Genomic DNA, 11,834 nt, shown 5'->3' with positions numbered 1-11,834 from the left:
CGATTGCTATGCCTAAACCCTTGAATAGAACTACGGCTGATGTAAATGCAGCTCCTGCTTCTGATAAAGTTTTACAATTTGGAGAAGGCAACTTCTTGCGTGCCTTTGTCGATTGGCAAATCGATATTCTTAATGAAAAAACTTCTTTCGAAGGTAATATTAATATCATCCAGCCCATACCCCACGGTATGGTAGATGTGCTCGAAAAACAGGACGGGCTTTACCATGTGCTACTTGAAGGCATGAAAGACGGTTCTCCTCATACTGAAAAACGGTTGATCACATCCGTCAAAGGGGGAATTAACCCTTATGAAAATTATGAGGAATATCTCGCCCTTGGTGAGAACCTGGATCTGGAATTTATTGTATCCAATACCACTGAAGCAGGTATCTCTTTTGATGAAAATGATACCTCCTACGAAGAAATTCCCAGCAGCTTCCCGGCGAAACTGACGGCCCTGCTCCATCATCGGTTCAACCATTTTGATGGCGATCCCGATACTGCACCCGTCATCATACCTTGTGAGCTTATTGATCGCAATGGAGACAAGCTTAAGGAATTTATACTCCAATATGCTGAGCTATGGTCTACCGGGGAAGACTTCTACAACTGGGTTGATACCCACTGTACCTTCTGCAATACGCTGGTTGACCGTATCGTACCCGGATATCCCAAAGAACGGGCAGACGATCTTAAAGAAGAGATAGGGTTTGATGATAACCTGATTGTAGCTGGTGAATATTTTCATCTCTGGGTTATTGAAGGTCCGGATAGTCTGGAAGAGCGACTTCCATTCAGAGAAGCAGGACTTAATGTTCGCTTTGTAGATGATCTCACTCCCTATCGCACGCGTAAAGTCCGTATTCTTAACGGCTTACATACCAGCATGGTACCCGTAGGGTATTTGCACGGTAACCGCACGGTTAAAGACGCAGTGGATGACGAGATTGTGGGGCCTTTCCTTCAGGAAGAGCTCTACCAGGAAATTATACCCACACTCGATTTTCCAGAAGATGAGCTCCGGGAATTTGCGGATGACATACTCGAACGATTTTACAATCCATATATTAAGCATGAGCTGAGTGCTATTGCGCTCAATTCGATTTCAAAATATAAGGTTCGAGTGCTTCCCTCATTGCTTAAATACCACGAGATAAAGGGAGAACTCCCCCACCGACTTACTTTTGCACTGGCGGCCTTGCTCTGCTTCTACAAAGGTGAATGGAACGGAGAGCCAATCCCACTCAACGATTCGGAAGCAATTATTGCTTCTATAAAAGAAGCCTGGTCTGCAGAGAGCGTAGAAGAAACCGTACAAAAAATTCTGAGTACAACTTCATTCTGGGATCAAAATCTGGATGATATACCCGGCCTTACAGCGAAGACCGCGAATTATGTGTCTGGTATCCTGGAAAATGGCGTTGCTTCAACAATTCAGGAAATTGATGGCTAAAAATTGTATTATTTGCCAGTGATAGGCACCAGAGTAATTTTCTGCGTGCCTATTTATTTTCAATAAAATTATATGACAATGCACTTTGAGCAAACATGGCGCTGGTTTGGATCCTATGACACTATTCCCCTTTCTGATATCAAGCAGACCGGGGCAACAGGTATTGTTTCAGCACTCCACCACATTCCTCATGGTGAGGTTTGGCCTGTTAAAGATATTAAAGAGCGAAAGCAACAGATTGAGGAGGCCGGACTGCAATGGTCAGTGGTAGAAAGTATCCCCGTACATGAGGATATCAAACGCCAGACCGGAGAGTATAAAACGTATATCGAAAATTATAAGCAGTCTATTCGGAACTTGGCGGAATGCGATATCCACACCGTCTGCTACAACTTTATGCCCCTCACTGACTGGACGCGTACTGACCTGAACCATCCGCTCGATGATGGCAGCACCGCGCTCCGTTTTGATATGACGGCTTTTGCGGCATTTGAACTCTTTATCCTAAAACGCAAAGGAGCTGAGGATCTTTATTCAGCGGACCAACAATCCAGAGCTAAAGATTATTTTGATTCCCTTTCAGAGGATGAAATCGCAGAATTAACAGATACCATCCTGCTGGGATTACCCGGCGATGAAAAGATGACCCTCAAGAAGTTCCAGGCACAACTCGACAGTTATCAGGATATTGATGAACAGAAGCTGAGGTCACATCTTCATTATTTTCTTGAAGAAATTATACCGGTGGCCGAAGAGCATAAGGTGCGCATGGCTATCCATCCGGATGACCCTCCCTTCTCCCTATTTGGCCTTCCGCGCATTGTGAGCACAGAAGAAGACGCCTCTTCATTACTCCAGGCTGTTGACTCCCCCTACAATGGATTGACCTTCTGCACCGGCTCCTATGGTGGGCGAGCAGATAATGACTTAGCTGGTATGATCAAACGACTGGGGCACCGCATCAACTTTATCCACCTTCGTAGTGTAAAACGCGATGACGACGGCAGCTTTCAGGAAGCTCGCCATCTTGAAGGTGATGCCGGTATGTACCATGTTATGCGGGCGCTTATTGAAGAGCAGGAACGCCGGCAAGCAAATGGCAGAGAAGATCTGGCTATACCCATGCGCCCGGATCACGGTCACCGGCTGCTGGATGATCTCAGCAGAGAATCTTATCCCGGCTACTCGGGGTTGGGCCGCCTGCGTGGACTCGCTGAACTGCGCGGCCTCGAGTTAGGCATCCGAGGAACTCTCAGCCCCTAATTATCAGGCGGCTCTACAGAACACTTCTTGCTGCAGGCATATTGTTTTTGATCGGTTAATCCGTAAAAAATTGATAGCCAGACATACCGGCTGATACCAAACTATTTGGAAGGGCTTATGCAAAACTAAGCTTATCATCTACCGAGAATTCGGGATTCAGGATCTCCTTTGAAAAGCTGCCAAAGGTCTATGAGATTCTGATCCCCCAGCTGGCGGACGAAATGACAAAGCCCGCTCCGACCACTTTCGGAGATGTGGTGGGTTTTACAAAGACCTCTTGGAGGTTAACCTTCAGCTGGCCTGGTTTGATATCTTCTTAGACAATTGCTCCCTGTTTCTTTGGATAATGCGTCGATAAGCCATCAATACTGCCTCCGTAACTTCGGCATCCAGCACTTCTGCACATGCTTTTACCGCATCCGAAGCGTTGAGCGGAGCATAAGGTTGTCCCACAATCTTTAAGCCCGGAATATCTCCACTACTGTCACCAATATAAGCCACCTCTTCCGGATCAATATCCAGCAGTTCACAAAGCTTTAGTATACCATTACCCTTATTGTTGTTCGCCAGGATAACATTTACCGACACATCCGTTTTATGAACCTCAAAAAGCGAATAATTTTCAGCCACATATTCTTCAATAACAGGAAATGCCGCATCAATCGCTTCCTTATCACTGTGGATGACGCCTGCATCCATTTTCTTGGTAAACTCGACAATCATTCCCGAATGGCGGTCCACAATTTCTCGCTGCAACCATTCCTTAAGCTCTTTGACCTGTTGGGCTGCTTCTTCATTAAAAGCCGGCAACAATTCCAGTTCATTTCGTTGGACATTGTATATCCCGGCATTTTCAAACCCGGCCGGATGCTGCACGTTCAGCCATTGAGCAACCGCTTCTACATAGGGTTGCGGGCGGCCTGAGCAGATGGTAAGAGGTGGCACGGCTCGGTCATGCACATGCTGTTCATTCAGTCTTCGAATTTCGGAAAGTAACTGCCAGTCCGGCGTTTGAAAAGGAACAGAGATACAACCGTCAAGATCGGTAACAAAAAGTTTAATCATCAGCTAAAAATTAAATAGTTGAACTATATTGTTTTTGTGTGGAGGCTTTCTATTCTCTGGATGACTCTCGGCTCCGATAAAAAGGAAAGACCATGCCAACGACCACAAAAGCCAGTCCGATACCTGCCAGCCACTGGAATTGATTTTTGAAATCAGCATACTCCTGGCTGGCAAATTCTCCCTGCTGCAGTTCATCCAAACGCCCCAAAAAAGCATCAATATCGGAACTTCCATTTCGGATCTCATAATATTCTCCGCCACCATCACTGGCAATAGATCGAAGTGCTTCGGCTTGTAGATGGGTGTTTACGACTTTGCCCTGCTCATCTCTTTTATATCCTATTAAGGAACCGGAATCATCATAGAGAGGAATGGTAGTTCCCGACTGTGTTCCCATTCCCAGAGTGTAAACCGAGACATTTTGCTCTTCCAGTTTCTGCAAGGCCTCGCTATATCCTTCCCCATGATCTTCACCATCAGAGATAATCATCAACACTTTTGCAGCTTTAGAAGTATTTTCACTGTCTTCACCTGATTCAAAGGACTGGGCTGCTGTTTCCATGGCAGCACTGAAATCAGTGGATGAACTGGGCATCTGGCTGGTCTCAGCAATATTCAAAAACAATCGCAACGCCGAGTAGTCCAGGGTCATAGGCGATTGCAGGTAGGCCTCACCGGTAAAAACGATTAACCCTATACGATCCCCTTGCAGCTGATCGATAAGGCGGCTAATTTCATATTTGGCCTTTTCCAGGCGACTGGGTTTTACATCCTCTGCATTCATGCTGGCCGAAAGATCAAGGGCTATCAACAGATCGACGCCCTGCCGCTTAACCTCTCGGACTTCTGTGCCAATCTTGGGTCCGGCTGCGGCAACAATAAGCAAAGCAATGCCAATATACAGGCTTACGTTTCTGATTCTCTTGCCGAGTGACCAAAAGCCTTTCCTCAGCTTTTGAAATAGCTCTTCTCCAAAGTATGCTTCCCTTTTCTTCTCTAAATTTCTGTTATACCAATAAGTGGCCCCAATAAGTAACGGGATAATTAACAGAAACCATAAATAGAGCGCATCCTGCCAAATCATAAAGCGATACAATTAAATTTTTAACAACTCAAAACGAAGTATATAGAACTCAATAAAATAACTGAAATTGTGGGAGGCGACAATTTTTATCGGAAAGTTAAATTGTCCGTGTCACAATACTTACTAAAAGGATTATCAGTATATCTGTTCTCTATAAAAAATATGCATAATGGCCTATGTAACCCTTTTGGATTAACAAATAAACTTAGGCAGAATTAGATTAATGATTTAATTTGTTTCCAGCAGTTTGTCACAATTTTCTTTTGTTCCTACCAAGATAAAGCGATCTCCCTTTTTAATTTCCGTCTTTCCGGTTAAAATCCCAATTGGTTTATATTCTTTATCTGACGGAATATCTGAACCTGTTTCGTTTGGGCGTTTGATTGTAATTAAATTGAGTTCATACCTCTTCCTGATTTCGAGCTCTTCCAAGGTATATCCGACCATAGAATCCGGAGCCTCCACCTCAAACATGGCAAGTCCCTCTCCCAAGTCAAATACATCAGACATGCCTCGTCGCACCAGGGAAACGCCCATGCGTTCGGCCACCTGTCGCTCGGGATGAATGACATCTGTAATCCCAATTTGTTTTAGAATTTGCTCCTGTATATAGCTTCCGGCCCTGCCATAAATTTCTTTGACTCCGGAATTGCGCAAGTGCATGGCAATAAGAGCCACCGGTTCAAAAGACTCACCAATGGCAATAATGGCCACATCAACATTGGTAATGCCGTGATTTTCCAATAGTTCGGGATCTGTTGCATCAAAACAGATGGCATCAGAAACATATTCCTTGACCTGATTTATATGCTCCATATTATTATCAATGGCAATCACATAGGCCCCTTCCTCAGAAAGCTTTTTGGCTAAAGCGCTTCCAAAAGCACCAATTCCGATAATTGCAAAATGTAGTTCTCTTCGTCGTTTCATGATAAATTCTATTTTTGTTGAATTAGGAAACCATAATTGTTTCTTCTGGATATTTATATTCATGTGTATCAAGGCGATTAGCAAAAGCAACCATAAACGTCAGAATACCAACGCGGCCCAAAAACATGGAGATCACAATAATGAGTTTGCCCCAGGGAGTAAGCTCAGCCGTTATTCCCCGAGATAGACCGACAGTGGCAAATGCAGAGACCTCTTCAAAAAGTAAATCCATGAATGCATGATCTTCCACAAGGGATAGCAAAATTGTACTAACGCTGATACAAGAGGCAGCTAATAAAATCACCGTCATAGCCCGGAAAATGACCCTGTTGGGTACGGTACGCTTGAATAGTTCCATTCTATCATATCCGCGAATGGTCATTGCCAGCGACCTCATGAGAACCGCGAAAGTTGTCGTTTTTATACCACCTGCCGTGGAAGCCGGAGAGCCGCCGATAAACATAAGAATGATCATGACCAGGGTGGCTGATATTCCTATACTCCCGGTATCAATTGTGTTAAATCCGGCTGTTCGGGTGGTGATGCTTTGAAACAAAGACACCAACATCTTGTTGCCCCAACTGTAGCCCCCCAAGGTTTGATTCCATTCCATTATCAGAATAAGTGCCGTCCCCACAGTAATGAGTACTACTGTCGTTAACAGCACCGTCCGTGTATGAATGGAGAGCCTTCGGCGCCATCGAGCCCGATCTGTTTGGGTGCGAATCAGTTCCCAGATGGTTGTAAACCCCAGACCTCCCAACACAATGAGGATCACGGTTGTAATATTGACCCCGATATTCGTAGCATTCATCCCATCGGCAAGACTATTGGTAAACAGCGAGAACCCGGCATTACAGAATGCAGAAATCGCATGAAAAATAGAAAATAATATTCGTTGCCCAGAGGATGGAAAAGAGACTTCCCAGCTTAGATAATAGCCTATGGCTCCTATCAACTCAACAACAAAGGTAAATCCTACAACCCGTTTTAAAGTTGAGGTAACCAGACTCGTATTACTTTCCCCTACCATCCCTTTGAGGGTATTCATTTGCCCGACGCCTAAGCCACCGCTAATAAAGAGAAACAAAAAAGTAGCAAAGGTGACGATACCGATTCCTCCCAGCTGGATGAGAGATAAAATTACAAGCTCCCCAAACAACGTAAAATGAGTGGCCGTATCAACAACAATAAGTCCCGTGACACAAACCGCGCTTGTCGAAGTAAAAAGGGCATCAATAAATAAAAGTCCTTCCCCATCCTGGGTAGCACCCGGGAGCATAAGAAGGAATGTGCCAGCGGCAATAAGCGACAAAAAACTATAAACTAAAAAACGAGCCGTATTCTTCTGTCGATCCAACAGTTCGGGCAAATACTGCAAAAATTTTATTACCACAATAAATAGCAGATATCCTTTTAAAAACTGCAGGAAAACACCTTCCGGATTAGGTTCATCCCCAAAAAGAAAATCAATAATACCGATGGAAGAAATCCCAATATCAATGAGTAGAAATACCGAAAACACCGATACTACTCCTTCAAACCAGCGTTTTTTAAGGTAGGTTACCTGGTCGCTGGTCAAGACCAACCGGAGAAGAAAGTTTGTAACAAAGCCAAACAGAATCCAACTTTCAATTTGGCGGTTCAATTGAATCAACTCGGGTGTTAATTCAAAACCGATTGGTATAAGAATACTTGCTATAACCAAAACACTCAGGACCACCGTAAATGCCCGAAAGTAGGGAAAAGCAGCTTTATCTATTTCATACAGATCATCCTGCAGGTATCGAAGATTGAGGTTAGCATCCCTCTTAAATTTTTTCCATTCGCGTAAAAATTGCAGCCATTTCTGTTTCCAACGGTAAGGGAGTTTCATAGTAGAGTGCTATGTTAATTCTGAAAAAAAGCCTTTAGGATAGTTCCTCCACCACAAAAGAGTCTTCGGACGCAGAATCGCTATTCACATGTTTTATACAGTAGGTATGTTGATGTACCTCATCCGTTGATACTCTTACATTTATATTGGATACGGGGAGTAGTTTTTTAGCCTGTTTTTTTAAAGCGCTAAGCTCTCGGGTTATTTTTTGGATATCCACTTCAATGTTTTGAAGTTTTTTTTCATACTGTTTTACCTGTTTTCCGAATTGTAAGGACTCTTCATAGGAAAGTTGCTGTTTCTCTGCTGTAGGCTTTTTCTGCTGTAGCTCCTCTTTTCGTGATTGCAGTGACTGCAGTTCTTGCTGATGTTCAAGGATAGATTGTGCTTTCTCAGCAAGAAGATGCTCAGTTTTTTTAACATTATTCATAGATGTTATCATAGATAATACATTAGGTTATTTTTCATCAAGTTGACTGAAGTCAAACTCATCCAATCCATGTTTATCCAGATATTTATCAATCTTTTTAATTAGGTTTTTTAGTGCCTCTTTTTGGTTTATCCCTTCTGCTTCAAAATCCACTTTTAAATTTTTTTGCCCAGGATGAATGGCTTCTGCCCTCACCTTTTCTTCAATCACCTTACCATATAGACTTTCATCATCTACCAAAACTTTGTAAAGCGCGGCTCCGCGATGTGTGCCTAAAAATTCCATAATTATGTATCTTTATTCATTTGGGGTAACGTAAAATAAAAACAACTGCCCGATCCAGGACTACTTTCTACCCAAATCCGGCCTCCCTGGGCGATAATAAATTCCTTTGCGATGGAGAGTCCTAGCCCCGACCCGTTGCGATCTTTATGGTTTCTGTCTATTTGGTAGTATTTGTCAAATATTTTATCCAGCTCGTCAGGTGCTATCCCTTCCCCGGTATCCTTCACAGCAAATTGGACTAAATGGTCTTCCCCATTTTTTTGAGCCTTAAGCGTGATATGTCCCCCAGAATCGGTATATCGGATCGCATTAGAGATAAGGTTAACCAGCACCCAAACCGTTTTCTGGGTATCTGCCTGTACCTGTGGTAAACTCTCATCCAGTTGAAGATCTATCTCAAGCCCCCTTTGAGATGCCTGCATGATCATAGTCTCATAGGCATATTCCAGTAAATGGCTGGGATTAACCTTCTGGGTGTTAAGTTGAACATTACCCGATTCAATCTGGGTCAAATCCAGTAGATCAGCGGTTGTTTGTTTCATCCGGCGAATATCCTTTTGGATGCTTGACACCAATTGTTCCTGTTCCTCATTTAGCTTTCCTACTCGCGTATCTCCCAGCAGTCGAAGGCTCATATTGATAGAAGATATTGGCGTCTTAAGCTCATGAGATACGACCGAAATAAAATTTGTCTTGGCCTGATCTAGTTCATGGAATTTGGTTACATTCTTCAGCGTAATAATATTCCCAAGGTGATTAGTTTGAGAGGCCTCTTCGTGTCGGTCATGATGTACTGATGTTGCTTCGATCGAGTAATAATGCTCATCTTTGTCAGTAATCTTTATGTATCCAATATCTTCCTCAGCTTCTCCTGAAAGCGTCTGAATAATTTTATGAAACAGCTCATTGTGAGAGGCAATATCAGGTCCATATTGCCCAACAAGTTCTTCTTCTCCCTGGCCGATAAGTTCAATGGCCTTATCATTCGCGAACAGAACATATTTCGCTGCATCTAATCCAATTACCGCATCCCCCATGTGATTAATAATAGCCTCAACCCGTTTTTTCTCGCTCATAATACGGTCGAGACTACTGTTTTCATATTCCTGCAGTTTTCCTGCCATCTGGTTAAAAGCTTCAGCTAACTCCTCATATTCATCTCCGGTATGAAAATTTAATGTCTGATCATAATTGCGATTGGCAATTTCCTTTATTCGCCTGATAAGCTCGTGGATAGGATCTACAATATAGCTTGGAAACCGAATGAGCATTAAAAGCCCCAATATTGAGCACAACCCCCCAATGACACTCATGTAGATAGTTACATTGGAGGCTGTCTGCTGGGCAATACTATTTTTGCGATGTATCGCATCCACATTCATGGTTGTAAGCTGACTCAGGTTTTGTTGTACCAGGTGATAAGCTGGGGTTAATTGCTGGGATGCGATCTGCGGTAATATGGAGGGAGATTGCACGGCTGACTCAAGGATGGCACACAGATTGCTATAATTTTCTTTCAGTTGGTTGGTAAGTGCTCGTTCTCCTGTTTCAGTTATATTAGACTCCTGCTTAGCCAAAATACTCTCAAACTGCCTAGCGGCCTTTTGGTAGGAATCTTTCTTTAGAGCAAGTACAGCATTATTACCGCTCAGAGCTGACATATGGGTTGTATATAAATCATTGAGCGATTGCTCCATCTGCTGGGCATACGACACCGAACGGATATTATCCTCTATAATAGCCCCCGAATTTTCAGCAAGCGTATTAATAAATACGGAACCACTGATCCAAAGCAGAACCACGAAGCCTGCCAACAGGCCAATCCCAATAGAGAGCTTTGATTTGATATTAATATTCATGGTATAAGTCTTTACTGATTACATATTGAAAATACTATGCCAGGGTGGTACCAATAGTCAATATAAAGAGTAAATCAGGCTTAAGAACTAATAAAGGGTGGCAAAAAGAAAAGGGATACGTAAATAGACAGAAGAGAGTCTCCCATTTTGGGAACTAAGTCTCCCAATTTAAGAGGAACTAAAGGTTGTATGACTCAATTTTACGGTAAAGAGTGCTTGTACCAATTCCTAAGATCTCAGCAGCCTTTGTTTTATTACCATCCACATCGTCAAGTACGCGTTTAATATGGGACCTCTCAACCTCTTCCAAGGTGCTAGAGGGGGAAACAATTGCTGTTTGAGAATTCTGCCGCAACTCTGGGGGCAATAGATCAGCTGTAATATGGTCTTCTTCTGCCAATATTGCTGCCCGTTCAATAATATTTTTCAACTCACGGATATTTCCTCTCCAAGGGTAATCCTCCAAGAGACTGAGTACATCATCATCAATATCCCGAACCTTATTTTTAACGCGCTTCAAGAAAAAGTGGGCCAGTAACGGGATATCTCCTGTGCGATCCCTCAACGGGGGTATATCAATAGTAAAACCGGCAAGACGATAGTACAGGTCATCCCGGAAATCCTTGGCTTCAGCCTCTTCCCTTAAACGTTTATTGGTAGCTGCAATAACACGAATGTCAACAGATTGCTGCTTGGTATCTCCCAACTTAGTAAAAGTTTTGTTTTCCAAAAACCGAAGCAGTTTCGCCTGGAGCCCTACATCCATTTCTCCAATCTCGTCTAGGAAAAGGCTGCCGGTATCTGCCTCTTCTATAAGTCCCTTTTTTGAGTGGTCAGCCCCTGTAAATGCCCCTTTTTTAAAGCCGAATAATTCAGATTGCAACATATCTTTAGGAAAGGCACTACAATTCAATGCGACAAAAGGTCCATTCTTACGTGGGCTTGCCTGGTGAATTGCCTGCGCAAAGAGTTCTTTACCTGTACCGGTCTCTCCCTGTAGTAATACACTCATATCTGAGGAAGCGACCTTATTAGCCATCTGCTTTGCTTCTTGAATAGCTTTAGATTCCCCTATGATATTTTCAAAACTATACTGACTCTCCATCCGTTGCTCCAAATGTTGGAGTTTGGACTTCATCTGGGCTTTCTCAACGGCTCGCTCTACCACTACATGGATATGATCATCTTCATCTCCTTTGGTGATATAGTCAAATGCTCCTTGCTTCATCGCATTCACTCCATCCTCGATAGTGCCAAAGGCCGTTATAACAATTACCTCAATCAGTGGATATTCCTTTTTAACTCTCCTGAGTATCTCTAAGCCATTGATGCCCGGTAACTTTACATCCGTAACGACTACACTAATGCCTTCTCTCTCCATAATTTGAAATCCTTCCCGCGCATTTTTAGCCTGGAAAATGGTAAAGCCTTCTAATCCAATCACACGGGCGAGTAACTCACGAAATCGCTCTTCGTCATCAATTATCAGAACGTTCTTATTCATGGGACCTAATTTTTTCTCAATTTAACTTCAATAAGATATTGTTATATATGTGCCCATTCCAACTAATTATATTTGATGATGTTT

10 protein-coding genes are annotated in these 11,834 nt (G+C 43.1%); 2 read left to right on the top strand and 8 right to left on the bottom strand.

Annotated features, from left to right (window positions below; all coding sequences use genetic code 11):
- Positions 1–8 precede the first annotated feature (8 nt).
- Both J6I44_RS06835 and uxuA read left to right on the top strand, forming a co-directional pair.
- On the top strand, positions 9–1,454 hold the full coding sequence (locus J6I44_RS06835; protein WP_265765288.1) for a tagaturonate reductase: 1,446 nt from the start codon (positions 9–11) through the stop codon (positions 1,452–1,454).
- Positions 1,455–1,532: 78 nt separating this feature from the next.
- On the top strand, positions 1,533–2,717 hold the full coding sequence (gene uxuA / locus J6I44_RS06830; RefSeq protein WP_350356681.1) for a mannonate dehydratase: 1,185 nt from the start codon (positions 1,533–1,535) through the stop codon (positions 2,715–2,717).
- A gap of 291 nt (positions 2,718–3,008) precedes the next feature.
- Here the strand turns inward: uxuA and J6I44_RS06825 are convergent, their stop codons facing one another.
- The 8 genes from J6I44_RS06825 to J6I44_RS06790 all read right to left on the bottom strand — a co-directional run bounded on the left by J6I44_RS06825 (position 3,009) and on the right by J6I44_RS06790 (position 11,750).
- Positions 3,009–3,782: an HAD-IIB family hydrolase gene (locus J6I44_RS06825; protein ID WP_265765286.1), complete on the bottom strand. Its 774-nt coding sequence runs from the start codon at positions 3,780–3,782 to the stop codon at positions 3,009–3,011.
- A 49-nt stretch (positions 3,783–3,831) separates the two neighbouring features.
- Positions 3,832–4,866 (bottom strand): vWA domain-containing protein, encoded by a 1,035-nt coding sequence (locus J6I44_RS06820; RefSeq protein WP_265765285.1) that lies wholly within the window; start codon positions 4,864–4,866, stop codon positions 3,832–3,834.
- Between the two features lie 228 nt (positions 4,867–5,094).
- A complete protein-coding gene (locus J6I44_RS06815; protein ID WP_265765284.1) occupies positions 5,095–5,796 on the bottom strand; it encodes a potassium channel family protein in 702 nt (233 codons plus the stop codon).
- A gap of 22 nt (positions 5,797–5,818) precedes the next feature.
- The gene (locus J6I44_RS06810) at positions 5,819–7,672 is read right to left on the bottom strand and encodes a TrkH family potassium uptake protein (protein WP_265765283.1); all 1,854 of its coding nucleotides are present in this window, start codon (positions 7,670–7,672) and stop codon (positions 5,819–5,821) included.
- A 34-nt stretch (positions 7,673–7,706) separates the two neighbouring features.
- On the bottom strand, positions 7,707–8,102 hold the full coding sequence (locus tag J6I44_RS06805) for a hypothetical protein (RefSeq protein WP_265765282.1): 396 nt from the start codon (positions 8,100–8,102) through the stop codon (positions 7,707–7,709).
- Between the two features lie 27 nt (positions 8,103–8,129).
- Positions 8,130–8,387 carry a hypothetical protein gene (locus J6I44_RS06800; RefSeq protein WP_265765281.1) on the bottom strand — a complete coding sequence of 86 codons (258 nt, stop codon included), beginning with the start codon at positions 8,385–8,387 and terminating at the stop codon, positions 8,130–8,132.
- 2 nt (positions 8,388–8,389) lie between these two features.
- Positions 8,390–10,246 carry an ATP-binding protein gene (locus J6I44_RS06795; protein ID WP_265765280.1) on the bottom strand — a complete coding sequence of 619 codons (1,857 nt, stop codon included), beginning with the start codon at positions 10,244–10,246 and terminating at the stop codon, positions 8,390–8,392.
- Between the two features lie 178 nt (positions 10,247–10,424).
- Positions 10,425–11,750 carry a sigma-54-dependent transcriptional regulator gene (locus J6I44_RS06790; RefSeq protein ID WP_265765279.1) on the bottom strand — a complete coding sequence of 442 codons (1,326 nt, stop codon included), beginning with the start codon at positions 11,748–11,750 and terminating at the stop codon, positions 10,425–10,427.
- Positions 11,751–11,834: the final 84 nt, after the last annotated feature.

The organism is Fodinibius salsisoli, from assembly GCF_026229185.1.
Classification (GTDB): Bacteria; Bacteroidota; Rhodothermia; order Balneolales; family Balneolaceae; genus Fodinibius; species Fodinibius salsisoli.
This window is presented reverse-complemented; position numbering and strand designations above follow the sequence as displayed.

Excerpts from the sequence above, each read along its gene's own strand:
- J6I44_RS06795 (WP_265765280.1), bottom strand. The coding sequence starts at position 10,246 with ATGAATATTAATATCAAATCAAAGCTCTCTATTGGGATTGGCCTGTTG.
- J6I44_RS06800 (WP_265765281.1), bottom strand. The coding sequence starts at position 8,387 with ATGGAATTTTTAGGCACACATCGCGGAGCCGCGCTTTACAAAGTTTTG.
- J6I44_RS06790 (WP_265765279.1), bottom strand. The coding sequence starts at position 11,750 with ATGAATAAGAACGTTCTGATAATTGATGACGAAGAGCGATTTCGTGAG.
- J6I44_RS06810 (WP_265765283.1), bottom strand. The coding sequence starts at position 7,672 with ATGAAACTCCCTTACCGTTGGAAACAGAAATGGCTGCAATTTTTACGC.
- J6I44_RS06815 (WP_265765284.1), bottom strand. The coding sequence starts at position 5,796 with ATGAAACGACGAAGAGAACTACATTTTGCAATTATCGGAATTGGTGCT.
- J6I44_RS06805 (WP_265765282.1), bottom strand. The coding sequence starts at position 8,102 with ATGAATAATGTTAAAAAAACTGAGCATCTTCTTGCTGAGAAAGCACAA.
- uxuA (WP_350356681.1), top strand. The coding sequence starts at position 1,533 with ATGCACTTTGAGCAAACATGGCGCTGGTTTGGATCCTATGACACTATT.
- J6I44_RS06825 (WP_265765286.1), bottom strand. The coding sequence starts at position 3,782 with ATGATTAAACTTTTTGTTACCGATCTTGACGGTTGTATCTCTGTTCCT.
- J6I44_RS06835 (WP_265765288.1), top strand. The coding sequence starts at position 9 with ATGCCTAAACCCTTGAATAGAACTACGGCTGATGTAAATGCAGCTCCT.
- J6I44_RS06820 (WP_265765285.1), bottom strand. The coding sequence starts at position 4,866 with ATGATTTGGCAGGATGCGCTCTATTTATGGTTTCTGTTAATTATCCCG.